27 protein-coding genes are annotated in these 25,816 nt (G+C 68.7%); 17 read left to right on the top strand and 10 right to left on the bottom strand.

What is annotated here, in order from left to right:
* The first annotated feature begins 1 nt into the window (after position 1).
* Positions 2-997, top strand: coding sequence for a 4-hydroxythreonine-4-phosphate dehydrogenase PdxA (pdxA, locus tag ACIQCS_RS03160; protein ID WP_345851846.1), 996 nt, complete (start codon positions 2-4; stop codon positions 995-997).
* Positions 994-1,809: a 16S rRNA (adenine(1518)-N(6)/adenine(1519)-N(6))-dimethyltransferase RsmA gene (gene rsmA / locus ACIQCS_RS03155; RefSeq protein WP_345851844.1), complete on the top strand. Its 816-nt coding sequence runs from the start codon at positions 994-996 to the stop codon at positions 1,807-1,809. The genes pdxA and rsmA overlap by 4 nt, the downstream gene beginning before the upstream one ends.
* Positions 1,810-1,906: 97 nt before the next feature.
* On the opposite strand, the gene ACIQCS_RS03150 is transcribed toward rsmA, so the two are convergent.
* Together ACIQCS_RS03150 and ACIQCS_RS03145 are read right to left on the bottom strand one after the other, a co-directional pair.
* Positions 1,907-2,422 (bottom strand): tetratricopeptide repeat protein, encoded by a 516-nt coding sequence (locus tag ACIQCS_RS03150; RefSeq protein WP_345851843.1) that lies wholly within the window; start codon positions 2,420-2,422, stop codon positions 1,907-1,909.
* Between the two features lie 29 nt (positions 2,423-2,451).
* Positions 2,452-3,636, bottom strand: coding sequence for an RsmB/NOP family class I SAM-dependent RNA methyltransferase (locus tag ACIQCS_RS03145; RefSeq protein WP_345851842.1), 1,185 nt, complete (start codon positions 3,634-3,636; stop codon positions 2,452-2,454).
* Between the two features lie 196 nt (positions 3,637-3,832).
* On the opposite strand from ACIQCS_RS03145, the gene purT reads away from it, so the two are divergent.
* Positions 3,833-5,002, top strand: coding sequence for a formate-dependent phosphoribosylglycinamide formyltransferase (purT, locus tag ACIQCS_RS03140; protein ID WP_345851841.1), 1,170 nt, complete (start codon positions 3,833-3,835; stop codon positions 5,000-5,002).
* Between the two features lie 148 nt (positions 5,003-5,150).
* Here purT and ACIQCS_RS03135 read toward each other — a convergent pair whose 3' ends face one another.
* The 4 genes from ACIQCS_RS03135 to ACIQCS_RS03120 form a co-directional block, all read right to left on the bottom strand.
* Positions 5,151-6,149 carry a phosphatase PAP2 family protein gene (locus ACIQCS_RS03135; protein ID WP_345851839.1) on the bottom strand — a complete coding sequence of 333 codons (999 nt, stop codon included), beginning with the start codon at positions 6,147-6,149 and terminating at the stop codon, positions 5,151-5,153.
* A 121-nt stretch (positions 6,150-6,270) separates the two neighbouring features.
* Positions 6,271-7,728 carry an IMP dehydrogenase gene (guaB, locus tag ACIQCS_RS03130; protein WP_294051362.1) on the bottom strand — a complete coding sequence of 486 codons (1,458 nt, stop codon included), beginning with the start codon at positions 7,726-7,728 and terminating at the stop codon, positions 6,271-6,273.
* Positions 7,697-8,194, bottom strand: coding sequence for a hypothetical protein (locus tag ACIQCS_RS03125; RefSeq protein WP_345851836.1), 498 nt, complete (start codon positions 8,192-8,194; stop codon positions 7,697-7,699). Before ACIQCS_RS03125 ends, guaB begins: the two co-directional genes overlap by 32 nt.
* A gap of 39 nt (positions 8,195-8,233) precedes the next feature.
* Entirely contained in the window at positions 8,234-9,073 is an 840-nt protein-coding gene (locus ACIQCS_RS03120) for an HpcH/HpaI aldolase/citrate lyase family protein (RefSeq protein WP_401530035.1), read from the bottom strand.
* Between the two features lie 94 nt (positions 9,074-9,167).
* On the opposite strand from ACIQCS_RS03120, the gene ACIQCS_RS03115 reads away from it, so the two are divergent.
* The 6 genes from ACIQCS_RS03115 to ACIQCS_RS03090 are packed head-to-tail and all read left to right on the top strand — an operon-like array spanning position 9,168 to position 15,494.
* Positions 9,168-10,163 carry an SPFH domain-containing protein gene (locus ACIQCS_RS03115; RefSeq protein ID WP_294051363.1) on the top strand — a complete coding sequence of 332 codons (996 nt, stop codon included), beginning with the start codon at positions 9,168-9,170 and terminating at the stop codon, positions 10,161-10,163.
* Between the two features lies 1 nt (position 10,164).
* Complete coding sequence (locus ACIQCS_RS03110) at positions 10,165-10,614, top strand: NfeD family protein (protein WP_345851834.1); 450 nt, start codon at positions 10,165-10,167, stop codon at positions 10,612-10,614.
* Positions 10,615-10,674: 60 nt separating this feature from the next.
* The gene (locus tag ACIQCS_RS03105) at positions 10,675-12,495 is read left to right on the top strand and encodes a DUF885 domain-containing protein (RefSeq protein WP_345851833.1); all 1,821 of its coding nucleotides are present in this window, start codon (positions 10,675-10,677) and stop codon (positions 12,493-12,495) included.
* Positions 12,495-12,863 carry a DUF2809 domain-containing protein gene (locus ACIQCS_RS03100; RefSeq protein ID WP_345851832.1) on the top strand — a complete coding sequence of 123 codons (369 nt, stop codon included), beginning with the start codon at positions 12,495-12,497 and terminating at the stop codon, positions 12,861-12,863. Before ACIQCS_RS03105 ends, ACIQCS_RS03100 begins: the two co-directional genes overlap by 1 nt.
* A gap of 32 nt (positions 12,864-12,895) precedes the next feature.
* Positions 12,896-13,741 (top strand): AraC family transcriptional regulator, encoded by an 846-nt coding sequence (locus ACIQCS_RS03095; RefSeq protein ID WP_345851831.1) that lies wholly within the window; start codon positions 12,896-12,898, stop codon positions 13,739-13,741.
* A gap of 10 nt (positions 13,742-13,751) precedes the next feature.
* Entirely contained in the window at positions 13,752-15,494 is a 1,743-nt protein-coding gene (locus ACIQCS_RS03090; RefSeq protein WP_345851829.1) for a serine hydrolase, read from the top strand.
* 47 nt (positions 15,495-15,541) lie between these two features.
* Here ACIQCS_RS03090 and ACIQCS_RS03085 read toward each other — a convergent pair whose 3' ends face one another.
* A complete protein-coding gene (locus ACIQCS_RS03085) occupies positions 15,542-15,862 on the bottom strand; it encodes a hypothetical protein (RefSeq protein WP_280279006.1) in 321 nt (106 codons plus the stop codon).
* Between the two features lie 106 nt (positions 15,863-15,968).
* Positions 15,969-17,576, bottom strand: coding sequence for a phosphoenolpyruvate carboxykinase (locus ACIQCS_RS03080; protein ID WP_345851827.1), 1,608 nt, complete (start codon positions 17,574-17,576; stop codon positions 15,969-15,971).
* A gap of 175 nt (positions 17,577-17,751) precedes the next feature.
* Between ACIQCS_RS03080 and ACIQCS_RS03075 the strand changes: the two genes are divergently transcribed.
* The 8 genes from ACIQCS_RS03075 to ACIQCS_RS03040 all read left to right on the top strand — a co-directional run bounded on the left by ACIQCS_RS03075 (position 17,752) and on the right by ACIQCS_RS03040 (position 23,641).
* Positions 17,752-18,459, top strand: a complete 708-nt coding sequence (locus ACIQCS_RS03075; RefSeq protein WP_280279008.1) for a response regulator transcription factor — start codon at positions 17,752-17,754, stop codon at positions 18,457-18,459.
* Complete coding sequence (locus ACIQCS_RS03070; RefSeq protein ID WP_345851825.1) at positions 18,428-20,008, top strand: stimulus-sensing domain-containing protein; 1,581 nt, start codon at positions 18,428-18,430, stop codon at positions 20,006-20,008. The genes ACIQCS_RS03075 and ACIQCS_RS03070 overlap by 32 nt, the downstream gene beginning before the upstream one ends.
* A complete protein-coding gene (locus ACIQCS_RS03065; RefSeq protein WP_345851824.1) occupies positions 20,008-20,433 on the top strand; it encodes an aldolase in 426 nt (141 codons plus the stop codon). The genes ACIQCS_RS03070 and ACIQCS_RS03065 overlap by 1 nt, the downstream gene beginning before the upstream one ends.
* Positions 20,430-21,359: an RNase adapter RapZ gene (rapZ, locus tag ACIQCS_RS03060; RefSeq protein ID WP_345851823.1), complete on the top strand. Its 930-nt coding sequence runs from the start codon at positions 20,430-20,432 to the stop codon at positions 21,357-21,359. Before ACIQCS_RS03065 ends, rapZ begins: the two co-directional genes overlap by 4 nt.
* 1 nt (position 21,360) lies before the next feature.
* Positions 21,361-21,768, top strand: a complete 408-nt coding sequence (locus ACIQCS_RS03055; protein WP_345851821.1) for a PTS sugar transporter subunit IIA — start codon at positions 21,361-21,363, stop codon at positions 21,766-21,768.
* A gap of 14 nt (positions 21,769-21,782) precedes the next feature.
* A complete protein-coding gene (locus ACIQCS_RS03050) occupies positions 21,783-22,037 on the top strand; it encodes an HPr family phosphocarrier protein (RefSeq protein WP_373384898.1) in 255 nt (84 codons plus the stop codon).
* Between the two features lie 33 nt (positions 22,038-22,070).
* Positions 22,071-22,871, top strand: coding sequence for an RNA methyltransferase (locus tag ACIQCS_RS03045; protein WP_345851820.1), 801 nt, complete (start codon positions 22,071-22,073; stop codon positions 22,869-22,871).
* 74 nt (positions 22,872-22,945) lie between these two features.
* Complete coding sequence (locus ACIQCS_RS03040) at positions 22,946-23,641, top strand: META domain-containing protein (RefSeq protein WP_345851818.1); 696 nt, start codon at positions 22,946-22,948, stop codon at positions 23,639-23,641.
* A gap of 133 nt (positions 23,642-23,774) precedes the next feature.
* Here ACIQCS_RS03040 and rmuC read toward each other — a convergent pair whose 3' ends face one another.
* Complete coding sequence (gene rmuC, locus ACIQCS_RS03035) at positions 23,775-25,052, bottom strand: DNA recombination protein RmuC (protein WP_345851816.1); 1,278 nt, start codon at positions 25,050-25,052, stop codon at positions 23,775-23,777.
* Positions 25,053-25,251: 199 nt separating this feature from the next.
* On the bottom strand, positions 25,252-25,779 hold the full coding sequence (def, locus tag ACIQCS_RS03030) for a peptide deformylase (protein ID WP_345851814.1): 528 nt from the start codon (positions 25,777-25,779) through the stop codon (positions 25,252-25,254).
* Positions 25,780-25,816 lie beyond the last annotated feature (37 nt).

The following is a 25,816-nucleotide window of genomic DNA, read 5'->3' as shown; positions in this document are numbered from 1 at the left end:
GGTGATCCGGCCGCTCGCCATATCCATGGGCGATTCGGCCGGAATCGGCCCCGAGATCACCGCCAAGGCATGGAAGGCGCGCGAGCTTCACTCGCTCGCGCCCTTCTTCGCCATCGGCTGCCCGGGCGCAGTCGAGCGCGTGTGGGACGGCCCGGTGGCGCGCATCAACAATCCGGACGAAGCGGCCGGCGTCTTTGGCGACGCGCTCCCGGTGCTCGCCGTCAGCGACACCTGCGAGGTCACCCCGGGCAGCCCCGACGAGGCCAGCGCGAAGGCGGCGCTCCAGTCGCTTGAGCTGGCGGTCGGCCTTGCCAATGCCGGCGCCGCCGGCGGCGTGGTGACGGGCCCGGTATCGAAGGTCCAGCTCTACAAGATCGGCTTCACCCATCCCGGCCAGACCGAGTTCGTCGCCGAACGCTGCGGCATCTCCCCCGAGAACGCCGTGATGATGCTCGCCGGCCCCACGCTGCGCGTGGTGCCGATCACCGTGCACGAGCCGCTGGCCCGGGTGCCCGAGCTGCTCACCATCGAGCTGGTGCTCACCAAGGCCCGCGTCACCGCGCGCGGCCTGTTGCGCAATTTCGGCATCGAGCGCCCCCGGCTCGCCTTTGCCGGCCTCAACCCCCATGCCGGCGAGAGCGGCGAGATCGGGCGGGAGGAGATCGACGTCCTCCAGCCCGCCATCGCCCGGCTGCGCGAGGAGGGAATCGACGCGATCGGCCCCTTCGCCGCCGATGCGATGTTCCACGCCCGCGCCCGGGCCGGCTATGACGCCGCGCTCTGCCCGACTCATGACCAGGCGCTGATCCCGATCAAGACGCTGCATTTCGACGAGGGCGTGAACATCACCCTCGGCCTGCCCATCGTGCGCACTTCGCCCGACCACGGCACCGCCTTCGGCATCGCCGGCAAGGACGCCGCCAATCCCGGGGCGATGATCGCCGCGATCAAGCTGGCCGCCAGCGCCGCGCAGCGCAGGGCCGAAGCCGCGGCGTGACCAGCCTTCCGCCTCTCCGGGACGTCATCGGCAAATATGGTCTCAGCGCGAGCAAGGCGCTGGGCCAGAATTTCCTGTTCGACCACCAGCTCCTCGCCCGCATCGCCAAGGTGCCCGGCAAGCTCGACGGCGCCGAGGTGTTCGAGGTCGGCCCCGGCCCGGGCGGCCTCACCCGGGCGCTGCTCCAGGGCGGTGCCAGCGTCACCGCGGTGGAGCGTGACCGACGCTGCATTCCCGCGCTCGAGGAGCTCGGCAGCTATTTCCCCGGCAAGCTCCGCGTCATCGAAGGCGATGCACTGGAAGTGGACGCGCCCGCGCTGTTCCAGGGCAAGCCCCATGTCGTCGCCAACCTGCCCTATAATGTCGGCACCGCCCTGCTCGTCGGCTGGCTTTCGGCCGAATGGGCGCCGTGGTGGGCCAGCCTGACGCTGATGTTCCAGAAGGAAGTCGCCGAGCGGATCGTCGCCGGCCCGGACACCGAGCATTATGGCCGGCTGGCCGTGCTTTCCCAATGGCGTTCGACTCCGAAGATCGCGATGCACGTCCACCGCTCGGCCTTCACGCCGCCGCCCAAGGTGATGTCCGCGGTCGTCCACATCGTCCCCGGCACGCCGCCCGAAGGCGTGCGGCTGAAGACGCTGGAGACGCTCACCGCCGCCGCGTTCGGCCAGCGCCGCAAGATGCTGCGCCAGAGCCTGAAGGGCGTGCCCGGCGCGCTGGAGGCAATGGAGACGCTGGGCATCGATTCCAGCCGCCGCGCCGAAACGGTGACCGTCGCGGAATTCGCCGGGCTGGCCCGCACCCTGGGTTGAACTCGTCAAAGAGCGACGGCACCGGATCGGCCCGCCGGGAAATCCCAGCAGGCGAAACCCTACATTGCAAGCAGGATCGGGCCCCGGGCAGGCAGGATCAGGGCTTGGCCGTCGGCGTGGCGCTCGGCGTCGGGGCGGGTTCGGCCTGGGCAGTGGTGACCGGCGGCCCCTTGGCGATCGCCGCCGAGAGCTGAGTCGCATCGGCGCACCCCTTGGCGCAGAGCTTCTCGATCTTGGCCAGATTTTCCTTCGCCCGCTCCATCGCGCCCTTGGCGACCATCGCCTCGCCCTGGCCGCGCAGCGCCGCGGTGTCGTTCGGCTCGAGGCTCAGCGCCTCGCGATAGAGGCGGATCGCCTTGCCGGGCAGGCTGTTCTTGCGGGCGATCTCGGCGAGGACGAGATAGGCTTCGCGGTTGCGCGGATCCACCGCCAGCGCGCTTTCCAGCGCATCGCCCGCACCTTCGAAATTACCGGCAGCCAGCGCCGCGCGGCCCTGCCTGACGAGTTCCACCGAGCGCGGATCGATCTGGTTGTCGGCACGCTGCGCCATCAGCGAGGTGGAAACCGAGAGCAGCAGCAACGCACCGGCTGCCCCAATCGCAGTGAAACGCATCACATTCTCCGAAATCTGCCCCGTCGCTATCATGGCCGGCGCATCCTCGCGACAAAAAAGCCATCGGTCGAGTCCCCCAGCGGGGTGAAGCGCAGCCCCGGGCCACGCGGCGTGCCGGCCCCGAGCGCCAGCGGCTCGGCACTCCAGCCCGGATGCCGGCCAAGGAACGCCTCGGCCTGCCCCGCCCCTTCCGCATCGAGCAGCGAGCAGACGACATGGACCAGCACGCCGCCGGGGCGGACGAGATCGGCGGCGATATCGAGCAGCGCCGCCTGAGTCGCGACGTATCGGTCCAGCCGCTGCGGCGTCAGCCGCCAGCGCGCCTCGGGGTTGCGGCGCCAGGTGCCGGTGCCCGAACAGGGTGCATCGACCAGCACGACATCGGCGCGGCCGGCCTGGTCGGCGAGCATCGCGGCTTCCTGGTTGGGATTGAGCAGGCGGGTCTCCGCGATCGACACCCCGGCCCGCTCGGCTCGGGGCATCAGCCGGGAAAGCCGCGCGCGGTCGATATCGCAGGCGAGGATCGAACCATGGTTCGCCATCGCCGCAGCGAGCGCGAGCGTCTTGCCGCCGCCGCCCGCGCACAGATCGATGACGCGCTGCCCGCGCCCGGCGCCCGCCGCCAGGCTGACCAGCTGGCTGCCGGCATCCTGCACCTCGAGCAAGCCGTCCTTATGGGCCGGGAGTTGCTCGATCGCCGTATCCGAAGGCACGCGCAGCCCCGCCGGCAGGCCCGGCAGCGGCACCGCGCCGGCGATCTCCGCCCGGATCGCCGCCGGATCGGCCTTCAGCGTGTTGACGCGAATGTCGAGCGGGGCACGCTCGAGCAATGCTCCCTGCTCATCGGCATCGAGGTCCGATGCCAGGAAGGCAGCCGCCAGCCAGCCCGGCAGCACGCCCGCTTCGGCAACGGGCTCGCCCGGCACGATCGGCGCGGGACCATAGGGCGATCCGTCGAACAGGGCCGCCAGCTCGGGCCGGCGCGCGGCCAGCGCCAGCATCGCGGCGCGGCCGCTTTCCGGGCGGTCGCCGAGCATGCGGATCGCATCATAGACCAGCGCACGGATCGCCCGGCGGTCCTTGGAGCCGGCATAGCGGCGCTCGCCGAACCAGCGGGCGATGATCGTGTCGGCCGATCCGCCCTGGTCGCGGGCGGCATCGGTGATCTTGTCGAGCAGGTCGATGGCAGCCTGGAGACGCGCCGAGGGGTTCACGACATCAAACCGGGCGGTTGAACAAAATGTTGAATCGCTTGAACCTCCGCGCGGGTGCGGGAGGGGTCGCGGGTCGGGGCAATCGCGCTCGGCATACCCCGACCAGAAGCAGAACATCTCCAACTTTGACAGCGGAATCTCGACATTGCCGGCCGATCCCGCCACAGCCACGCCAACCCAATCGGAAGGCAAGCACATGGCGTTCACGGCAAAGATCCTGCTCCTCGGCTCGGGCGAGCTCGGCCGCGAGTTCGTGATCTCGGCCAAGCGGCTGGGCGCCCATGTGATCGCGTGCGACGCCTATGCGGGCGCCCCGGCGATGCAGGTGGCGGACGGCTTCGAAGTGTTCTCGATGCTCGACGGGGCGCTGCTGCGCGCGGCGGTGGAGAAGCACCGGCCCGATTATGTCGTGCCCGAAGTGGAGGCGATCCGCACCGAGGTGCTCGCCGAACTGGAGGCCGAGGGCGTCACCATCGTCCCCTCTGCCCGCGCGACGCAGATGACCATGAACCGCGACGGCATCCGCGAAGTCGCGGCGGTCGAGCTCGGCCTGCGCACCTCGCGATACCGCTATGCCGAGAGCCTGGAGGAAGTGCTGGCCGGGGCCGGCCACACCGGGCTGCCCTGCGTGATCAAGCCGGTCATGTCCTCCTCGGGCAAGGGGCAGAGCACGGTGCGCTCGGCCGATGGCCTGGAGGCGGCCTGGGACTATGCGGTCGCGAACATGCGCGGCGATCGCAAGCGCGTGATCGTCGAGGAGTTCGTCGCCTTCGACTATGAGATCACGCTGCTCACGGTCCGCACGCGCCAGGGCGTGCTCTTCTGCCCGCCGATCGGCCACCGCCAGGAGCGCGGCGACTATCAGGAGAGCTGGCAGCCCGCCGCCATGTCCGCCTCCGCCATAGCGGACGCGCAGGAGATGGCGCGCAAGGTGGTCGACGATCTGGGCGGCTATGGGTTGTTCGGCGTGGAGTTCTTCGTGAAGGGCGAGGAAGTGATCTTCTCCGAACTGTCCCCCCGCCCCCACGACACCGGCATGGTGACCCTGATTTCGCAGAACCTCAGCGAGTTCGACCTGCATGCGCGCGCGGTGATGGGGTTGCCCATCCCCTCGATCGTGCTGCGCGGGCCCTCGGCATCGGCGGTGATCCTGGCGGACCGGGCTGCGGAGGACCTGTCCTATGACGGGCTGGCCGAGGCGCTGGCGGTGCCGGGCGGCGAAGTGGACGTGCGGATCTTCGGCAAGCCGAATTCGCGGCCGTACCGGCGGATGGGCGTGGCGCTGGCCCTCGCCGGGGATACCGATGCGGCGCGCCGCGTGGCGGCCGAGGCGGCGGGCAAGGTGCGGATCGGCTATGGCGCCTAGGTTGAGAACTCGAACAACTATCTGATCTTTCACCGTCATCCCGGCCTTGCGCCGGGATCCCGCTTCTTCTTCCGTCAGCAAGGCAGCGGGACCCCGGCGCAAGGCCGGGGTGACGAAGGAGGAATATGAGAACTCAACCTAGGCATCCCTATGCCGGGCGCGCGCGGAGTCCCGGCGTGTCGCGCCCGAATCTGTCCATCAGCCTGGATGCGAGCATCAGCGCCGCCAGCGCCACGGCTGCGCCGATGATCATGTCCGACAGATAGTGCGTCCCTTCCACCGGCACCGACAACAGCATCGCCAGGCTCAGGCAGATCAGCGGCCAGCGCAGGTTTCCGCAGCGCCAGGCCGCGGCGATATAGAGGACGCCCGAGGCGGTATGGAAGCTGGGGGCCGAGACCAGGCCGCGCAGTTCGTCGAGATTGACGCGACTCAGCTGGTGCGCGCGAAGCGGGGGGATGAGCGTTTCCTGCCAGATGGCGCTGCTCGGCATATAGGGGATCGGCCCCTTCCAGAGATAGGAGAGCGGCCCCACCGCCGGCATGAACAGGTACAGGGTCAGCGTGATCAATGCGGCCAGCCAGAAACCGGCGAGAAAGCGATGCGCTTCGCGGCGCTGGCCGCGGATCGCAAAGGCCGCGAGCAAGGCCGCCGGAATCACATAGATGCTCTGATAGGCAGCCATGCCGAGCAATTGCAGGCTCCGGTGCCTGGCGGCCATCTCGTACCAGGCGAGCCAGTTGAAGCGCAGCGCCTCGTCGACTCTCTGCAGCCACGGATCGGCGAAGCCGTGCGACAGCGCCGCCAGCGGATAGCTGCTGACCGCGCCGATCAGCGCCATGGCGGTGAAGAAGGCGAAATACTCCGCGCAGTCGGCCGCCGCCTCCGCCCAGCGGAAACTCGTGCGGCCGAAAACCGGGCGAACGGCGAAAGCCAGGGCGAGCGCCAGGAAATAGGGTGCGTTGCCCGGCCGCAGCAGATCGACGCCGAGCTGCGCCTTCCACAGCAGCGCGCCGCAAATCGCCAGGCTCAGCCCAAGCGCTCCCCATAGTTGCGCGGGAGAGAAACCGTCCGACAGGGACGGCGCGCCGGGAATGATCCCGGGCGCTGAACCGGGGAGCGGTCGAAGCAGGGCGTCGGCCGGCACGGGCCGGAGGTCATGGAAACTTGGCACCGTCCGGAGGGTAACGATTTGTCGAGCCCGCGCAATCGCATAGACGGCGGCGCGAGCCCGCTGCCCGTCCGGACGCGGGATCGCGCCCTGCCCGTCACCGCGTCGGGTAGTTCGGCGCTTCCCGAGTGATCGTCACGTCATGGACATGGCTCTCGCGCAGGCCGGCATTGGTGATGCGCACGAACCGCGCCTTCTTCTGGAACTCGGCGATCGTCGCGGCTCCGACATAGCCCATCGACGCCTTCACGCCGCCGACCAGCTGGTGGATCACGTCCTTGGCCGGGCCCTTGAACGCCACCTGGCCCTCGATGCCCTCGGGCACCAGCTTCAGCTGGTCCTTCACGTCCTGCTGGAAATAGCGGTCGGCCGAGCCGCGCGCCATCGCGCCGACCGAGCCCATGCCGCGGTACGACTTGTAGGCGCGGCCCTGATACAGGAAGGTCTCGCCCGGCGCTTCCTCGGTACCCGCGAGCAGCGAGCCGATCATCGCGGTGGAGGCGCCGGCCGCGATCGCCTTGGCGACGTCGCCCGAGGTGCGGATGCCGCCATCGGCGACCACCGGCACGTCGTGCTTCGCGGCCTCGTTGGCGGCATCCATCACCGCAGTGAGCTGCGGCACCCCGACGCCGGCGACCACGCGGGTGGTGCAGATCGAGCCCGGGCCGATGCCCACCTTCACGCCGTCCGCGCCCGCGTCGATCAGCGCCTTGGCCGCCTCGGCGGTGGCGATGTTGCCGGCAATCACCTGGACGCGGTTGGAGAGCTTCTTCACCCGCTCGACAGCCCGCGACACGTCCTTGTTGTGGCCATGTGCGGTGTCGATCACGATCAGGTCGACCTCGGCATCGACCAGCGCCTCGGTGCGCGCGAAGCCCTTGTCCCCCACGGTGGTGGCGGCGGCGACGCAGAGGCGGCCGGCGGCATCCTTGGTGGCGGCGGGATAGTTCACCGCCTTCTCGATGTCCTTCACCGTGATCAGCCCGACGCAGCGATAGGCATCGTCGACGACGAGCAGCTTCTCGATGCGGCGGGCGTGGAGCAGGCGCCGCGCCTCTTCCGAAGAGACGCCGGCGCGGACGGTGGCGAGGTTCTCGTGCGTCATCAGCTCGGAAACGCGCTGATCGGGGCGCTCGGCGAAGCGGACGTCGCGGTTGGTGAGGATGCCGGCGAGCCTGCCCGACGCCTCGACGATCGGAATGCCGCTGATCTTGTGCTGCGCCATCAGCGCGCGGGCCTCGGCCAGCGTGCCGGTGGGCGCCATGGTGATCGGATTGACGACCATGCCGCTCTCGAAGCGCTTCACCGCGCGGACCGCCTCCACCTGCTCCTCGATGTCGAGATTGCGGTGGAGCACGCCGATGCCGCCCAGCTGGGCCATCACGATCGCCATGTCGGCTTCGGTGACGGTGTCCATCGCCGAGGAGAGGATCGGAATGTTGAGCGAAAGGCCGCGGGTCACCCGCGTGCGGGTATCGGCCATGCTCGGCAGGACTTCGGATTCTCCCGGATAGAGGAGAACGTCATCGAAGGTGAGGCCGAGGGGGATGTCCATGGGGTGCGCCAATGTCCTGATTCGGAAGTTGGCGGCCCATGTAACCGCGAGGGTCGGAAAGCGCTAGGGGGTCGGCATCTTCGGGCGTCATGCACAACAGGGCCTGCTCAATCGCGATCTGCTGGCGCAGGCTGCGGACGAGCGCCGTGGACGCGCGGCAATAGCCCGGCCAGTCCTCCGCGATCTCGCGCAGGCCCCAGGCGCCGACATGCATCGTATATTCGATGCTGGTGTCGATGTTCGACTGGCGGAGCGCCGCGAACTGCCGGGCGATGACGCCGCCGGCCTCGCGCTCGCGCGCCAGGCAAAGCGCGTCGACCGTGTTGCGGCGCTCGCCATTGACCCTGGAGATGTAGAGGCGGACGCGCGACAGCCGCAGCTGGTCCAGCCCGGGCTGGGCGAGGAGCGTCTCGATCTCGTCGAGCGCGGCAAGCAGGTCTCGATGCAATAGGGACAGGCCGGGCATATGGTCATCATAGAGGCTGTCCGCCCCGCCCGCCCGGCTTCAGGCGCCGAAATGTTCCGGAGTGGTCCGATCGGCGGCACGCTCGAGCAGGGCGCGGGCCTGGTCGACATGCATCGCCTCGATCATCCGCCCCTCATATCGCTCCGCGCCCCCCGTCGCCGCCGCGACCAGCGCGCGGGCATCGGCGATCTCGGCCTCGCTCGGACCGAAGGCCCGGGCGGCGATGGCGAGCTGGCCGGGATGGATCAGCGACTTGCCGTCGAAACCCAGCGCCCGCCCCTCGCGGCACTCCGCCGCCAGCCCCTCGGCATCGTCGAGCCGGTTGAACACGCCGTCCAGCGCCCAGACCCCGCCGGCACGGGCGGCGAGGACGATCGTCTGCAACGCGACCGACATCTGCGCGCGACCGCTCGACGGCGGCAGGCGGAGCGCGGCGGCCAGGTCGTTGGTGCCGGCGATCAGGCCCGCCACGCCCGGCACCGCGGCGATCGCGGCGGCGGCGAGCACCCCGAGCGGAGTCTCGATCATCGCCAGCAGCGGCTTGCCCAGCACGTCCGCCACCCGCGCGACCTCGGCCGCCCCCTCGGCCTTGGGCAGCACCGCGAAATCGGCGGCGGACGATGCCACGGCGGCAAGATCCTGGAGATGTTCCTCCGATCCGATCCCGTTCAGGCGGATCGCGGCGAGGCGGTGGCCGAACCCCTCGGCCACCGCCGCCACCGCGGCGATGCGCGCCTCCGCCTTGTCCGCGTCCTTCACCGCGTCTTCCAGGTCGAGGATCACCAGATCGGCCGGAAGCCCGCGCGCCTTCTCGATCGCCCTCGGGTTCGAGGCCGGGAGGAACAGGGCGGTGCGCGGTGCGAGACGGGCCGTGATCATGGCCCATCTCTATGCTAGCAAGGATCGGATTGGCGAGGGCCACATTCTTTTTGGGCCGCATTCTTTTTGGGCCACATTCTTTGGGGGAGTCGGAATGCTCGTACTCAATGTCTTCCTGGGCGCGGTGGCCGCGGTGGTCGTGCTCTATCTCTTCTCCAGCGTGACGATCGTCCGCCAGGGCTATCAGTACACGATCGAGCATTTCGGCCGGTTCACCACGGTCGCGACGCCGGGCTTCAACTTCTATCCCGCCTTCTTCTACCGGGTCGGCCGGCGCGTGAACATGATGGAGCAGGTGATCGATATTCCGGGCCAGGAGATCATCACCAAGGACAATGCGATGATCTCCACCGACGGCGTGGTGTTCTTCCAGGTCCTCGACGCGGCCAAGGCCGCCTATGAGGTGTCGGACCTCTATATCGCGCTGCTCCAGCTCACCACGACCAACCTGCGCACCGTGATGGGATCGATGGATCTCGACGAGACGCTGTCGAAGCGCGACGAGATCAACGCCCGGCTGCTTTCGGTGGTCGACCATGCGACGACGCCGTGGGGCGTGAAGATCACGCGCGTGGAGATCAAGGACATCCGCCCGCCCGCCGACATCGTCAACGCGATGGGCCGCCAGATGAAGGCCGAGCGCGAGAAGCGCGCCAACATCCTGGAGGCCGAGGGCACCCGCGCCTCGGAGATCCTGCGCGCCGAGGGCCAGAAACAGTCCAAGATCCTGGAGGCCGAGGGCCGGCGCGAAGCAGCCTTCCGCGACGCCGAGGCGCGTGAACGCTCGGCCGAGGCCGAGGCCAAGGCGACCCAGCTCGTCTCGGACGCGATCGAGGCGGGTTCCAGCCAGTCGCTCAACTACTTCATCGCGCAGAAATATGTGGAAGCGGTCGGCAAGTTCGCGACGTCGCCCAACGCCAAGACCATCCTGTTCCCGGTCGAGGCGACCCAGCTGATCGGCACGCTGGGCGGCATCGGCGAGCTGGCGCGCGACGCGCTGGGCGGCAGCGGCGGCAATGGCGGTGCGCCGCGCCCGCCCGCGCCGCCGGCCCCGTCGCGCCCGCGGCCGTTCGGACCTCAGGAGAGTTGAGATGAACTTCGATCAACTGCTCGCCGTGCCGGGCCTGGCCTGGCTGATCCTCGCCGCGCTGCTCGCCATCGCCGAGCTGCTCGTGCCGGGCGTCTTCCTGGTCTTCATCGCCGCCGGTGCCGCGGTGACCGGCATCGTCACCCTGCTCGTGCCGGCGTTCGACCTGGTGTTCGAAGTGTTCCTGTTCGCGGGGGCCTCGGCAGCGGCAGTGGCGGTCGGGCGGCGTTGGTATCGCGCCAATCCGGTGCCGAGCCAGGACCCGCTGCTCAACGATCGCGTCGCCCGGCTGATCGGCCAGGTGGTCACCGTGGTCGAGCCCATCGTATCGGGGCAGGGCCGGGTGAAGGTGGGCGATGGCGAATGGCTGGCGAGCGGCCCGGATGCGCCGGTGGGAGCGCAGGTCCGCATCATCGGCGGCCGGGGCGGTTCGCTCGACGTCGAGCCTGCCTGATGTTTCTTTCTTCGTCATCCCCGCGCCGGCGGGGATGACCGCCGTTTCGAGGAATTCCGAATGAACACCACTCGCCGCCAGTTGCTGCTCGGCGCGGGCTCGACGCTCGCGATCGCCGGCACGCCCGCCGGGGCCCGCGCGCTGCTGGCCGATAATGACGCGCCGGCCCAGGCGCTGATCGACCGGATCGCCGAGCAGATGCTGCGCGACTATCCCGAAACGGCGACCACGCTGGGCGTCGACAAGGACAAGCGCGCGAACCTGAAGCACCAGCTGATGGATCGCTCGGCCAAGGGCCAGGCGCGGATCGCGGCGAATCTGAAAAAGGGGCTGGCCGACCTGGCGAAGCTCGACACGAACGCGCTGAGCCCGGCGATGCGCACCCATGTCGACGTGATCCAGGCAAGCTTCTCCAACGCGCTCAAGGGCTTCGCCTTTGGCTATGGCGACGTGGCCACCGGCAGCTGGCGCAACTCGCCCTATGTCGTGGTCCAGAATGTCGGTGCGTTCCTCGACCTGCCGCGCATGCTCGACAGCGACCACCAGATCGCGACGCCGGAGGATGGCGAGGCCTATCTCGACCGGCTGGAAAGCTATGCCGAGCAGGTCGACGGCGAAACCGAGCGGCTCAAGCGCGCGGCGGCCCGGGGCGTGATCGCCCCCGACTTCCTGCTCGACAAATGCCTGAAGCAGATCCGGCTGGCCCGCAGCGGCAATCCCGCCGGCTGGGGCGTGGTCACCTCGGTCGCCAATCGCACCGCGGGCATGGACGGCGATTTCGGCGAGCGCGCCTGGCTGCTCGCCAAGGACAGGCTGGCGCCCGCGCTCGACCGGCAGATCACCGAGTTGCAGAAGCACCGCGCCCGCGCGACCAGCGATGCCGGGGTGTGGAAGTTCAAGGACGGCGACGCCTATTATGCCTGGGCATTGAGCGCCGGCACCACGACGGCGATGACGCCCGACGAAGTCCATCAGATGGGCCTGGACCAGCTGGCGAAGATCCAGTCCGAGATGGACGCGATCCTGAAGAAGCAGGGCTATTCGCAGGGCCCGGTCGGCGCGCGGATGGAGGCGCTGGCCAAGGATCCGCGCTTCGCCTTTCCCGAGGGCGATCCGGGCCGCGCGGAGATCCTCAAATTCCTCAACGAGCGCATCGCCGACATTCGCGGCCGCATGCCCCAGGCCTTCCACACGCTGGTGAAGGGCAATGTCGAAGTGAAGCGGCTGCCGCCCGAGGAGGAGCCTGGCGCGCCCGGCGCCTATGGCGGCGCGGGATCGATCGACGGCACGATCCCGGGCAAGTTCTGGATCAACCTGCGCACCACCAGCCTGCACACCCGCTTCAGCCTGCCCGACCTTGCCTATCACGAAGCGATTCCGGGCCATGTCTGGCAGGGCGAATATGCCAATCGGATGCCGCTGATCCGCTCGATCCTGGCCTTCAACGCCTATTCGGAAGGCTGGGCGCTCTATGCCGAGCAGCTGGCCGACGAACTGGGCGTCTATGCCGAGAATCCGGCGGAGAAGCTCGGCTATCTCCAGTCGCTCGGCTTCCGCGCCTGCCGGCTGGTCGTCGATACCGGCCTCCATGCCAAGCGCTGGACGCGGCAGCAGGCGATCGACTGGTTCGTCACCGCCAACGGCTCATCGGTGGAGGAAGTCTCCGGCGAGGTCGATCGCTATTGCTCCTGGCCGGGCCAGGCATGCGGCTACAAGGTGGGGCATAGCGAGATCAATCGCCTGCGCGACCATGCCAAGGCCGCGCTGGGCGAGCGCTACGATTTCCGCGCGTTCAACGATGCGGTGGTGCTGGGCGGCAATGTGCCGATGACCGTGCTGGGCCATGTGATCGACCGGCACATCGCCGAACGCAAGGGCTGATGGCCTGGCGCCCGCGCCACGCGATCGTCGCGGCGCTGCTGTTGGTGGTGGAAGTGCTGATCGCGCTCCATGTCCGGGATCGCTTCGTGCGGCCCTATCTGGGCGATGTGCTGGCGGTGATCCTCGTCCATTGCAGCCTGCGCGCGGTGCTGCCGATCCGGCCCCTGCCCGCCGCGGCGGCGGCCTTCGCGATCGGCGCGCTGATCGAGTTCGGCCAGGCGATCCACATCCTCGACCTGCTCGGGCTGCGCGGCAACCGGGTCGCCGCCGTGGTGCTCGGCGGCAGCTTCGAGTGGCTTGATTTCCTCGCCTATGCCACGGGCGCCGGAATCGCGCTGGCGGTTGATCGAAGAGTATTGCCGAACTAATACAGCTGGCAAACCAAGAGGGGCTGGAAACGGTGGCGTTGCGGCGGGCGCGGCATGAATTCTGGGGCGACGGCCCCGCCTATCGCGCGATCGGCGGCTTCACTTATCATCGCCTTGCCGCCACCGCGCCCGAGCACGAAGTCGAGACGCATACGCATGACGAGGCGCATTTCGTGCTCGTCCTTTCGGGCGGGTACAAATCCTCGGCCAGGGATGCGCCGCCGGTCTCGCGCACGCCGCTGCTGGTGTTCAACCCGCCCGGCACCACGCACCGCGACCGGTTCCATAACGGCCGGGGCAGCTTCTTCGCCATCTCGGGCGGATATGCGCGCGGCGAAGGGCCGGCGGTGCGGGTGCTCGATCCCTATGCGATCTGGACGGCGCACGCCGTCGCGGCGCAGTTCGACCGTGCGGCGCCCTCCCCCCTCGCCTTTGACGGGCGCGCGCACCAGCTGGTCGCCAGCGTGCAGCCGCTCTCCTCCGACGAGGCGCGACGTGCCGCCAGGCCGCCTTCCTGGTTGCGCCGGGTATTCGAGATGAGCTTCACTGCCGACGACCCGGAACTATGCGTCGCCGACCTTGCCCGCGAGGCCGGGGTGCACCCGGTGCACCTCGCCCGCGTATTTCGCCGCTATCTCCATTGCACCCCGGGCGAACTGCTGCGCGGGCGGCGGCTGGAACGGGCGGCGGCCATGCTGGGGAGCGGCACGGCCTCGCTGGCGGAAGTGGCCTATGCCACCGGCTTCGTCGACCAGGCGCATCTGAGCCACGCTTTCCGGGACGCGTTCAGCGCCACGCCGGCCCGCTGGCGGCGCGAGGTTGCGCGGATACAAGACGGTGGCGCGCGGCCCGCGCAGAGCGGCGGACCCAACCGATGAAAGGGTTTCGATGCGTACCGCCTTCCTCTCCGTCCTGCTCGCCGCCGCAATGACTCTCCCGGTTCCCCTCGCCGCGCAGGATGCGGCCCGGGATCTCGTCGGGCTCTGGGCCGCGAAGAAGCGCTTCGGCCCGGATGTGCGCGGCACGCTCACCCTGGTCCGGGAAGCGTCGGGCTGGCGCGCCGAGATCGCCGGGCGCGAGGCGGCGGTGACGCAGGCGGGCGACACGCTGCGCTTCACGCTGCCGGGCGAGCTGGGCGGCTTTCGCGGGCGGATCGAAGGCGACCGCATCCGCGGCCATTGGATCCAGCCCCGGAGCGTCACCGGCGGCATGCGCTATGCGACCCCGGTAGTACTCGCCGCCGCCGGCCCCTCGCTCTGGCGCGGCGAGGTGCGGCCGCTCGACGAGACCTTCACGCTCTACCTGAAGATCGACCGCGAGGCGGATGGGCGGCTCGGCGTGTTCCTGCGCAATCCCGACCGCAATATCGGCCGCAACGTCGACCTCAGGCATGTCGAGCTGAAGGACGGCCATGTGCGACTGCTCGGCAAGCCCGGCGGCGCGGCCGAGGAAGTGGAGATCGCCACCGGCAGCTTCGATGCCGGCAACCGCCTGCTCTCGATCGCCATTCCCGGGCGCGGCAACAGCTATGATTTCGAGCCGGCGGGCGCGTTGAGCGATTTCTATCCCCGCCCCGGCCTCACGGCGCCCTATGCCTATCGCGCGCCGCTGCCGAAGCAGGATGGCTGGCCGGTCTCGACGCTGGCGGCGGAAGGGATCGACCGTGCGGCGATCGAGCGCTTCGTCCAGATGCTGATCGACCAGCCGATCGATTCGGTCCACGCACAGGATATCCATGCCGTGCTGATCGCCCGCCATGGCCGGCTGGTGCTCGAGGAATATCTCCACGGCACGGACGGCGATGCCCTGCACGACACGCGCTCGGCCGCGAAGAGCCTCACTTCGGTGCTGATCGGCGCGGCAATGCAGCAGGGCACGCGGATCGGGCCGGAAACGCCGGTCTATGCGACGATGGCGAAGACGCTCCCCGCCGATCTCGATCCGCGCAAGCGGGCGATGACGCTGGGCGACCTGCTCGGCATGGCATCGGGATTCCACTGCGACGATCGCGATCCCAAGGCGCCGGGCAATGAGGACGTGATGCAGGACCAGGAGGCCCAGCCCGACTGGTATCGCTATGCGCTCGACCTGCCGATGGTCGCGGCACCGGGGGCGAGCCGCGTCTATTGCAGCACCAACCCCAACCTTGCCGGCGGCATGCTGGCGCGCGTGACCGGCGAGCCGCTGGAGCAGAGCTTCGACCGGCTGATCGCCCGGCCGATGCAGTTCGGGCCCTATGCCCTGAACCTGCAGCCGAGCGGCGAGCCCTATATGGGCGGCGGCGCGCAGTTCCGGCCGCGCGATTTCATGAAGCTCGGCCAGCTGATGCTGGACGGCGGCACCTGGCAGGGCAAGCGCATCCTGAGCGCCGACTGGGTGCGGCGCTCCACTGCCCCGAGCGGCGAGCTGCGCGGGCTGCACTATGGCTATCTCTGGTGGGGAATCGACCTGCCCTGGCAGGGCACGAAGCTGCCGGCCTTCTATGCCGCGGGCAATGGCGGCCAGGTGGTGATCGTGGTGCCGAAGCTCGATCTGGTCGTCGCGATCTTCGGCGGCAATTACGGGGACAAGGTGATGTACGTGCCCCAGGAGAAATACACGCCGGACCATATCCTGCCGGCGGTGCGCTGAGGCGCGAGGCTCGCCCGGCCAGGGACCGGGCGAGCCCTGCGCGAACCTCAGCTCTTGGTGCCGAACAGCCCCGAGGCGAGGCCGCCGAGCTGGCCGAGCACGCCCTCGCCGCCTTCCTGCATCAGCTGCGAGAAGCGGCCGAGCGAGCCTTCGCCGCCGATATGGCCGATGATCTCCTGGAGCTTCTCCACCGGCAGCCCGGTCGCCGAGGCGGCACCTTCGGCAGTGTCGGTGTCCATCGGATGGAACTTGGCGAGCGCCTGGACCGCCTGCTCGACATGCTCGGGCGAAAGCCCGACCTTGGCCGCGAGATTGGCCACGTCCACGTTCTGCGAAACCTGGCCGAGAATGCCGTCGAGGATGCTCATATGCTTGCTCCCGTTACGAGTGATCGGAACGGGAGCAGGCTTAGCACAGCTTGGCGCGGGCGCCCACAATTTCCCCCGGGCATCCGGCCGGGAAAAGCGCGACGGATCAGGCCGAGACCTTGGGCGCCGCCTCACGCACGCCCGCATCGACATGATCGGCGAACTGGGCGAAATTCTCGACGAACTGGTCGACCAGCCTGCCGGCGGTCGCGTCATAGTCCGCCTTGTTCGCCCAGGCCGCGCGCGGATCGAGGATCGCGCCGTCCACCCCCGGCACCGCTACGGGCACCATGAAGCCGAAATTGGGATCCTTGCGGAACTCCGCCTGGGCCAGGCTGCCGTCGAGCGCGGCGTTGAGCAGCGCTCGCGTCACCCGGATCGGCATGCGCCTGATGCCCGGATCGGTGGCGCGCCCGCCGCTCCAGCCGGTATTGACCAGCCAGCAATCCACGCCGCCCTTCGCGATCCGCTCCTTGAGCAGATTGCCATAGACCGCCGGATGGCGCGGCATGAAGGCGGCGCCGAAACAGGTGGAGAAAGTCGCCTCGGGCTCGGTCACGCCGATCTCGGTGCCGGCTACCTTGGCGGTATAGCCCGAGAGGAAGTGATACATCGCCTGATCCGGCGTAAGCTTGGCGATCGGCGGCATCACGCCAAAGGCATCCGCGGTCAGGAAGATGATGTTGCGCGGCACCGGGCCGAGATTGCGCTCGGAAGTGTTGGGAATGAAGTCGATCGGATAGGCACCGCGGCTGTTCTCGGCGAGGCTGTTGTCCGCGAGGTCGAGCGCACGGCTCTCCTCGTCCATCACGACATTCTCGAGCACCGTGCCGAAGCGCTTCGTCGTGGCGAAGATCTCCGGCTCGGCCTCGGCCGAGAGGTTGATCATCTTGGCGTAGCAGCCGCCCTCGAAGTTGAACACGGCAGTGTCCGACCAGCCATGTTCGTCGTCGCCGATCAGCGTGCGCGATGCATCCGCCGAGAGCGTGGTCTTGCCGGTGCCCGACAGGCCGAAGAACACCGCCGTATCGCCGTTCGCGCCGATATTGGCCGAGCAGTGCATCGGCATGATGCCGTCCTGGGGCAGGAGATAGTTGAGCAGCCCGAAGACGCTCTTCTTCATCTCGCCGGCATAGGCGGTGCCGCCGATCAGGATCAGCTTCTCGCTGAAGCTGACCGCGATCACCGTCTCGCTGCGGCAGCCATGGCGCTCCGGATCGGCGCGGAAGCTCGGCAGGTCGATGATCGTGTATTCCGGCACGAAGCCGGCAAGGTCCCCGGCCGGCGGACGCACCAGCATCGTGCGGATGAACAGATTGTGCCAGGCCAGCTCGTTGATCACGCGCACGTTGACGCGGTGCTCGGCCTGCGAGCCGCCATGGAGATCCTGCACGAAGAGCGTGTCGCGATCCGCCAGCGCGGCAAGGAAATCGGCCTTGAGGGCGGCGAAATGCGCCGGGCTCATCTCCTTGTTGACCTTGCCCCACCAGATGCTGTCCTCGGTGGTGGCGTCGCGGACGATGAACTTGTCCTTGGCCGAACGGCCGGTGTGCTTGCCGGTGGTGACGACCAGCGGGCCGTCCTTGGCCAGCTTGCCCTCGCCGCGGCGCACGGCATGCTCGACGAGCTGCGCGGTCTCCAGGTTCCAGATAATGTCGGCGTCCGTCCCGATGCCCATCGCATCGAGACCATGGCGCGGCGTGCGCTCGGTCAAATTAGCCTCCGTCTCCAAGTGCTTGCCCGGATTGTTGCCCTCCGGTGCAATAATATTGCGCGGCCTTGGACCTCAGCCGGACGGGGGTCAACCCGAGTAAACGTTGTCAGCCGATTGAGCGGCAAAGAACTTTCGGTTACGCCACGGATTCAATGGATCCGAGTGCCGCACAAGCATGACCGCAACGATCGCGTTGGTCGATGACGACCGCAACATCCTCACCTCCGTCTCGATCGCGCTGCAGACCGAGGGCTTCCTCACACGCGTCTATTCGGATGGCGAAAGCGCCCTGAAGGCACTGATCGACAATCCCCCCGACCTAGCGGTGCTCGACATCAAGATGCCGCGGATGGACGGACTCGAGCTGCTCCGCCGGCTGCGCGAGAAGAGCACCATCCCGGTGATCTTCCTCACCAGCAAGGACGACGAGCTCGACGAGGCGCTCGGCCTGGCGATGGGCGCGGACGACTATATCGCCAAGCCGTTCAGCCAGCGGCTGCTGATCGCGCGGATCCGCGCGATCCTGCGCCGCACCGAAGCGACGCAGCCCAGCGCGGAAGGGGGCGAGGAAGTGACTGCCGAGGCGCTGGAGCGCGGGCGGCTCACCATGGACCCGGCGCGCCACCGCGTGACCTGGAACGGCATCAACGTGACGCTGACCGTCACCGAATTCCTGATCCTGGAGACGCTGGCGCAACGCCCGGGCATCGTGAAGACCCGCAACCAGCTGATGGATGCCGCCTATCAGGACGACATCTATGTCGATGACCGCACCATCGACAGCCACATCAAGCGCGTGCGCCGCAAGTTCCGGCAGGTCGACTCGGAGTTCGACGCCATCGAGACGTTGTATGGCGCGGGCTACCGGTTCTCGGACGAATAGGGACGAGCGCGACCTCGCGCTCAAATGGTCCAATCGGGTCAGCCTGACGCCGCGCATCCTCGCGGTGAACATCTTCGCGCTGGCGCTGCTGGGCGGCGGCTTCTCCTATCTCGATTCCTATCGCAGCCGGATCGTGGACAGCCGGGTGGAGCAGGCCGGCCGCGAGGTGCGGCTGATCGCCCAGGCCCTGGCCTCCGCCAAGGACGAGAAGCGCCGCGACCTGCTGGTGCTCAGCCTGGCGCGCGACACCGGCACGCGCATCCGCCTGTTCAACGAAAAGGGGAAATTGCTCGCGGACAGCAAGGCGCTGGGCCTGCGCAACGTGGTGCTGCGCGATCCGGACAAGGATCCCTGGGGGCTGGAGGCGGCGCGCTTCCTCGATGCGGTGATCGACACGGTGGCCGGCGCCGATCGCGCGCCGCTCTACCGCGAGCGCCCCGCGGACCAGGGGCTCGACTGGCCGGACGTGCGCACTGCCCTTTCCGCGCACGGCACCCCCGCGACCGTCTGGCGCGCGCCCGATCGCACGCCGGTGATCACCGCCGCCGCGCCGATCACCGAGCTGGGCGTGGTGATGACCACGGTGAACGCGCGCGACATCACCCAGACGGTGCGGGCCGAGCGCTTCCGCCTGGGCATGGTCCTGCTGTTCGTCTCGGTCTTCTCCATCCTGCTCTCGCTGTTCCTGGCGCGCACGATCGTGCGGCCACTGCGCCTGCTCGCGCGGGCAGCGATCCGGGTAAGGCTGGGCCGTGCGCGCGAAGTGGTGGTGCCCCGCCTGCCCGATCGGAGCGACGAGATCGGCCTGCTCGCCCGCGCGCTGTCCGACATGACCCAGGCGCTGCGTGCCCGGATCGACGCGACCGAGGCCTTTGCCGCGGACGTCACGCACGAGCTGAAGAACCCCCTCGCCTCGCTGCGTTCCGCGGTGGACGGCATGGCGGCAGTGAAGAAGAAGGAACATCGCGACCAGCTGCTCGAGATCGTGCGCGACGACGTACTGCGCCTGGACCGGCTGATCACCGACATCTCGGAGGCTTCCCGCCTCGACGCCCAGCTCAGCCGCGCCACCTTCGAGCCGGTCGACATCGGCGCGATGATCCAGGCACTGCTCGACCAGCGCGAGGCCCGCGGCATTCCGAACGGCATCCGCATCGCCTTCGATCGCGGGCCCAATGTCGAGCTCACCGTGCTCGGCGAAGGCGCGCGGCTGGAGCGCGTGTTCGAGAACCTGATCGAGAACGCCATCTCCTTCTCGCCGCCCAGGAGCCTGATCGCGATCTCGGCATCGAGCGACGAGGAGTATCTCACCGTCCGGGTCGAGGACGAGGGGCCCGGCGTGCCCGAGGAAGCGCGCGACAACATCTTCCGCCGCTTCCATTCGGTCCGCCCGCAGGACGAGGCATTCGGCCAGCATTCCGGCCTGGGGCTTGCCATCGCCCGCACGATCGTCGAGGGCCACCAGGGGAGCATTTCAGTCGAATCGCGGGAGGATCGATTGAGCGGGGCGCGATTCGTGGTGCGACTGCCACTGACGGGACGCAATTGATGGCGGAGCTGTCGTCGGAAGCGATTCTGGGCGCCTGTGTGGCGATCGACGGGCGCGGCGTGCTGATCGAGGCGCGCGACGAGGCGCAGCGCACCGATCTGCTGCTCCGCCTGCTGGATCGCGGCGCCACCCTGGTGGCGGATACGCGCACCGTTTGCGTGCGGCGCGGTGCCGAGCTGCGCGGCACGGCACCCACCGGTGCCGCCGGCCGCATCGAGATCCGCGGCATCGGCGCGGTGGAGCTGCCCAGCCTTGCCGAAGTGCCGGTGGCGCTGATCGCGGTGGTGCTCGACACCGCGCCACGCCTGCCCGAGGACCGGCGCACCCAGCGCATCGCCGGCGTCGACGTGCCGGTGATCGCGCTCGCCCCCAACGAGCCGGCCGCGCCGATCAAGGTCGAATATGCGCTGAAGGCGTTCGCATGACGAGCAAGCGCCCGAAACAGATATTGCTCGTCACCGGCATGTCCGGCGCCGGCAAGTCGACGGTATTGCGCACGCTCGAGGATCTGGGCTGGGAGACCGTCGACAACCTGCCCCTGCTGCTGCTCAACCGCCTGCTCGACACCGCGCCGGGCGATGCCGACGACGATCGGCCCCTGGCCATCGGCATCGGCACCCAGACGCGCGGCTTCGATCCGGAGAACATCGTCCGCCGCATCAAGAAGCTGCGCGAGGACCATGGCCATGACGTCGGCACGCTGTTCCTCGAATGTTCGGGCGCCGAGCTGGAACGGCGCTATTCCGAGACGCGCCGCCGCCATCCGATGGCCCAGGACCGCCCGGCGCAGGACGGCATCGCGCACGAGCGCGAGCTGCTCACCCCGCTTCGCAGCTGGGCGAACCGGCTGATCGACACGACCGACCTGAGCGCCAACGAGCTCGCCCAGCAGATCCGCACCACCTTTTCGGGCGCGGGCCAGGGCGACACCGTGATCTCGGTCGTCTCGTTCGGCTTCGCCCGCGGGCTGCCGCGCGATGCCGATCTGGTGTTCGACATGCGCTTCCTGCGCAATCCGCATTGGGATCCGGAGCTGCGCCCGGGCACCGGCAAGGACCCCCGAGTGGCCGCCTATATCGCGGCCGACCCCGCATATCCGGCGGCGATGACCCAGATCGAGTCGCTGCTGCTCCTGCTGCTGCCGCGCTACCAGGCCGAGGGAAAGGCGTATGTTACGATAGCGTTCGGATGCACCGGGGGCCGCCACCGCTCGGTGCATGTCGCCGAACGGATGGCCGCGCGGTTGCGCGACGCGGGTTTTTCGCCCACGGTGACGCATCGTGATACGAAGACCGCGCCGCAGGATTCGCTGGAGGGGGCCCCGGTGACCACGGCAGGGGGCGGAGTTTGAGATGATCGGTTTGGTGCTCGTGACGCACGGACGACTCGCTGAGGAGTTCGTAGTCGCGATGGAGCATGTAGTAGGCACGCAGGAGCAGGTCGCCTCGATCTGCATCGGGCCCGAGGACGATATGGAAGGTCGCCGCGCGGACATCGCCGCGGCGATCAAGAGCGTCGATTCGGGCCGGGGCGTGATCGTGCTGAGCGACCTGTTCGGCGGCACCCCTTCGAACCTCGCCATTTCGCTGATGGAAGCGGGCCGGGTCGAGGTGATCGCCGGGATCAACCTGCCGATGCTGATCCGCCTGGGCAGCGCGCGCAAGACGATGAAGGTCACCGAAGCGGTGGCCGCGGCGCGCGATGCTGGCCGGAAGTACATCACCATCGCATCCGAAGTGCTGGGAGAGGCCGCCGCTTGAACCGCTGCATCCGTATGGTCACGATCGAGAACAAGCGCGGCCTGCACGCGCGCGCCAGCATGGCCTTCGTGACGCTCGCCACCGCCCAGCCGGTCGAACTCACCGTCGAGAAGGACGGCAACACGGCCTCGGGCACTTCGATCCTCGACCTGATGATGCTCGGCGCCGCCAAGGGCGATACCATCTCGATCAGTGCCGAGGGCGATGGCGCGGACGGGGCGGTCCAGGCGCTGGTCGCGCTGGTCGAGGCGCGGTTCAACGAGGAATAGCCTCGGGCGGAAATTGGCATTAGGGCATCGCCGATGCCTCGCGAGATAACTGCCTTTTCCAATCCCCTCATCAAGCGTGTCCGCAACCTGCGCGACAAGAAGCATCGCCGCGAGGAAGGCCTGTTCCTGGCCGAGGGCCTGCGCATCCTCACCGAGGCGCACGAGGCCGGGCGCGTTCCGCACTATCTGTTCTTCGCCCGCGACATGGCCGGCCATACCCTGGTCCGCGCGCTGGTTTCCGCCACCGAGGCGGCCGGCGGCGAAGCGATCGAGACCAATGCCGACATCCTCTCCAAGCTTTCCGGCAAGGACAATCCCGGCGCGGTGGTGGGCGTGTATCCCGAGTTCGCAGTCACGCTCGCCGATCTCGACCGGAACCGGGCGGGCATCTGGCTGGTCGCCGAGCGGCTGCGCGACCCGGGCAACATGGGCACCATCCTGCGCACCGCCGATGCGGTGGGCGCCGGCGGGCTGATCCTGATCGACGATTGCGTCGACCCCTTCTCGGTCGAGGCGGTGCGGGCGAGCATGGGCGCCCTGTTCACCGTGCCGGTGGCGCGGGCGGGCTGGGGCGATTTCCTCGTCTGGCTGCGCCAGGGGCCCGGCCAGCTGGTGGGCCTCAGCCTCGACACCGAGCACGACTATCGCGCACCCCGCTACGCGGCGCCCACCTTCCTGCTCACCGGCAACGAGGCGCAGGGCATGCCCGGCTTCATGGCGGAGGCCTGCGATCTGCTCGTCAAGATCCCGATGCTCGGCAAGGCGGACAGCCTGAACGCCGCAGTGGCCACCGCGGTGATGGCCTATGAAGTGCTCGGCCAGCAGCGAAGCTGAACGCCCGATAATCGTTACGGCCATGGAGCGTTCAGCCCGGGCCGCGCATTGCTCGCGACAAAGAGGAGTGAGACATGCGCATTTCGACTATCGCCGCCGCCAGCCTGATCGCGCTGGCCGCCCTGCCCGCCACGGCCCAGGCTCAGGGCGAATACCGCGCTTCGGGCACCGAGCCCTTCTGGAGCCTGACCATCGGCGCGCGGACGATGCGTTTCGAAGCGCCCGGCCGCCCCACCGTGAGCGTGCCCACGCCCCGAGTGATCCACGGCTTCGCCGGCGAGATCTGGCAGACCCGGCGGATCGACGTGAACACCAACCACCGCCAGTGCAGCGACGGGATGAGCGACCGCGTCTATCCCGATACGGTGACCGTCCGGGTGGACGGCCGGACCTTCAAGGGCTGTGGCGGCGAGCCGCGTGCCCAGGCCGGCGCGAGCGTGATCGACGGCAACTGGCGGATCGAAGCGCTGGACGGCCGGCCGGTGCTGCGCGGCTCCAGCCCTGTGGTCGCGTTCGAGAACGGCCGCATCTCGGGCAGCACGGGCTGCAACCGCTTCTCCGGCAGCTATGACTTCGCCCGCGGCCGGCTCAACACCGGCGGCGTGGCCAGCACCAAGATGGCCTGCCTCGATCGCGACCGGAACCTGCAGGAGCGGGCCATTCTCGACCTGCTCGGCGAGCGCCTGACCGTGTCGGGCAACCGTGCCGGCAAGCTGGTGCTCACCGGCGCCCGTGGCCGCACCATGACCCTGGTTCGCGCCCGGCCCTGAACCAGGGTCAAACCCGACCAGGTTCGGTCATCCGACCAGATTCTCGTCATCCCCGCCTTCGCGGGGACGACGAGCGCGCGCCCGGGGACGACAGAGGGGGGAATGCGGGTCCCGAACCCCAGCCGGCCCCGGGCTATTCCGCCGCCGCCGCCTCGTCCGCCGGGCCCGTCACCAGCTTGGTGAGCGGGCGCGGCGCGCTCTCCACCATCGGCAGCGGCTCGATCTCCTTGGCGCCGCTCGACACTTCCAGCGCCTCGAAGCGCTTGGCCTGAGTCATCACCTGGCTCTCCAGGCTGCCGACCATCGCATTATAGGCGCCCGTCGCCTGTTCCAGGTTGCGCCCCATCCGGGCGACATGGCCGCCCATCGTCGCGAGCCGCGAATGCAGCTCCTTGCCGAGCCGGGCGATCTCCGCCGCTTCCTCGGCCAGCTTCTCCTGCCGCCACACGCTGGCAACGGTGCGGGCGATCGCGACAAGGTTGGTGGGCGTGGCGAGCAGCACGCGGCGCTCGAACGCCCATTCCCACAGCGCATCGTCCTGCTCCAGCGCCGCGGTGAGGAAATGCTCGCCGGGGATGTAGAGGATCACATAATCAGCCGCGTCGCCGAACTGCGCCCAGTAATTCTTCGAGCCGAGTTGCTCGGCATGCCGGCGGATCGCAGCGGCATGCGCGGCGAGATGGGCGGTGCGGCTGCCCTCGTCATGCGCCTCGCTGGCGTCGAGAAAGGCGTTGAGCGAGCATTTCGCGTCGATGATCAGCTTCTTGCCGCCGGGCAGGCGCACGATCACGTCGGGGCGCAGCCGCCCGTCCTCGGTGTTCACCGAAACCTCGGTCTGGAAATCGGCATGCTGCGACAGGCCGGCCTGCTCGAGCACGTTGCGCAGGCTCTGCTCGCCCCAGCGCCCGCGCGCCTTGGGGCTGGCACGCAGCGCATTGACCAGCTTGGCGGTCTCGTCGCGCACCTGGCTATGGCCGGCATGGAGCTGCTGCACCGCCTCGCGCAGCGCCTGATAGCTGCCCACCCGCTCCTTCTCGACTTCGCTCAGGCCCTGCTGATAACGCGTCAGCGTCTCCTGCACCGGGGCGAGCAGCGCCTTCATCTTCGCTTCGTTGGTCTCCCCCGCCTGGGCGAAGCGCTGGTCGGCCCGCTCGAGAAAGCTCTTCTGTGATTCGCCCAGGATGCGGTGGGCCAGCTCGGCGAAGCGGCTCTCCATGCCGCTGGTCTCGGCCTTGAGGCTGGCCAGCTCGATCTGGGCGCGGCCGAGATCGGCGGCGGCGGCCTTGAACTCCGCCTCGCGGGCATCGCGCTCCGAACGCATCTGCGCCGCCTGACGCCCGCCCAGGAACATGCCCAGGCCGAGCCCGATGACGAGCGCGGCGACCGCAACCAATAGCGCCAGCAGATCCAACCCAAGCCTCCCGAAAAGTCACAAAAGCCCTTACCCCATCGCGCGCGGCTGCCCCAGCGGGCACATGCCCCGCGCGGGGCCGTTCACCACCGGAACATAATTCGAACGGCAAGCGTAGGACAGCGCGAATTTCCGCCGCCCACGCAAAAGCCGCGGACGTTTCCGCCCGCGGCTCGCGATTTCACGGGAATGCGCCGGATCAGGCCGCGGCGCGGCGCGCCTTGTTGAGCTTCTTGAGGATCATGTCGCGCTTCAGGCGCGAGAGATGATCGATGAAGACGATGCCCTGCAGGTGATCCATCTCGTGCTGGATGCAAGTGGCGAGCAGGCCTTCGAACACTTCGTCGTGCGCGCCGCCCTTCTCGTCCAGCCATTTCACCCGGCAGCGCGCAGGGCGCTCGACATCGGCGAACTGCTCCGGGATCGACAGGCAGCCCTCGGTATAGACGGACTGCTCCTCGGCCGGATCGAGGATCTCGGGATTGATGAAGACGCGCGGCTCGCGGATCGGCTTGCCTTCCTCGTCCTCCTTTTCCTGGAGATCCATCACGATCACACGCTTGGGCACGCCCACCTGGATGGCGGCAAGGCCGATGCCGGGCGCGTCGTACATGGTGTCGAACATGTCCGCGATCAGGTCGCGCAACTCGCCGGTCACCTCCGCGACGGGTTCGGAGATGAGGCGCAGGCGCGGATCGGGTACTTCGACGATGGGTAGAATGGCCATCGACATAATTTAGGCGAGCCGGGCGCGTGTCGCAAGA

The sequence above is a fragment of the Sphingomonas sp. NPDC092440 genome, from assembly GCF_044754985.1.
In the GTDB taxonomy this organism is placed as follows: domain Bacteria; phylum Pseudomonadota; class Alphaproteobacteria; order Sphingomonadales; family Sphingomonadaceae; genus Sphingomonas.
This window is presented reverse-complemented; position numbering and strand designations above follow the sequence as displayed.

Excerpts from the sequence above, each read along its gene's own strand:
- purT (WP_345851841.1), top strand. The coding sequence starts at position 3,833 with ATGGCGTTCACGGCAAAGATCCTGCTCCTCGGCTCGGGCGAGCTCGGC.
- ACIQCS_RS03105 (WP_345851833.1), top strand. The coding sequence starts at position 10,675 with ATGAACACCACTCGCCGCCAGTTGCTGCTCGGCGCGGGCTCGACGCTC.
- ACIQCS_RS03070 (WP_345851825.1), top strand. The coding sequence starts at position 18,428 with ATGGCGCGGGCTACCGGTTCTCGGACGAATAGGGACGAGCGCGACCTC.
- def (WP_345851814.1), bottom strand. The coding sequence starts at position 25,779 with ATGGCCATTCTACCCATCGTCGAAGTACCCGATCCGCGCCTGCGCCTC.
- ACIQCS_RS03120 (WP_401530035.1), bottom strand. The coding sequence starts at position 9,073 with ATGATCACGGCCCGTCTCGCACCGCGCACCGCCCTGTTCCTCCCGGCC.
- ACIQCS_RS03065 (WP_345851824.1), top strand. The coding sequence starts at position 20,008 with ATGGCGGAGCTGTCGTCGGAAGCGATTCTGGGCGCCTGTGTGGCGATC.
- ACIQCS_RS03100 (WP_345851832.1), top strand. The coding sequence starts at position 12,495 with ATGGCCTGGCGCCCGCGCCACGCGATCGTCGCGGCGCTGCTGTTGGTG.
- guaB (WP_294051362.1), bottom strand. The coding sequence starts at position 7,728 with ATGGACATCCCCCTCGGCCTCACCTTCGATGACGTTCTCCTCTATCCG.
- ACIQCS_RS03055 (WP_345851821.1), top strand. The coding sequence starts at position 21,361 with ATGATCGGTTTGGTGCTCGTGACGCACGGACGACTCGCTGAGGAGTTC.
- ACIQCS_RS03110 (WP_345851834.1), top strand. The coding sequence starts at position 10,165 with ATGAACTTCGATCAACTGCTCGCCGTGCCGGGCCTGGCCTGGCTGATC.
- ACIQCS_RS03150 (WP_345851843.1), bottom strand. The coding sequence starts at position 2,422 with ATGCGTTTCACTGCGATTGGGGCAGCCGGTGCGTTGCTGCTGCTCTCG.
- ACIQCS_RS03085 (WP_280279006.1), bottom strand. The coding sequence starts at position 15,862 with ATGAGCATCCTCGACGGCATTCTCGGCCAGGTTTCGCAGAACGTGGAC.
- rapZ (WP_345851823.1), top strand. The coding sequence starts at position 20,430 with ATGACGAGCAAGCGCCCGAAACAGATATTGCTCGTCACCGGCATGTCC.
- ACIQCS_RS03045 (WP_345851820.1), top strand. The coding sequence starts at position 22,071 with ATGCCTCGCGAGATAACTGCCTTTTCCAATCCCCTCATCAAGCGTGTC.
- ACIQCS_RS03115 (WP_294051363.1), top strand. The coding sequence starts at position 9,168 with ATGCTCGTACTCAATGTCTTCCTGGGCGCGGTGGCCGCGGTGGTCGTG.
- ACIQCS_RS03125 (WP_345851836.1), bottom strand. The coding sequence starts at position 8,194 with ATGCCCGGCCTGTCCCTATTGCATCGAGACCTGCTTGCCGCGCTCGAC.
- ACIQCS_RS03050 (WP_373384898.1), top strand. The coding sequence starts at position 21,783 with ATGGTCACGATCGAGAACAAGCGCGGCCTGCACGCGCGCGCCAGCATG.
- ACIQCS_RS03075 (WP_280279008.1), top strand. The coding sequence starts at position 17,752 with ATGACCGCAACGATCGCGTTGGTCGATGACGACCGCAACATCCTCACC.
- ACIQCS_RS03090 (WP_345851829.1), top strand. The coding sequence starts at position 13,752 with ATGCGTACCGCCTTCCTCTCCGTCCTGCTCGCCGCCGCAATGACTCTC.
- ACIQCS_RS03040 (WP_345851818.1), top strand. The coding sequence starts at position 22,946 with ATGCGCATTTCGACTATCGCCGCCGCCAGCCTGATCGCGCTGGCCGCC.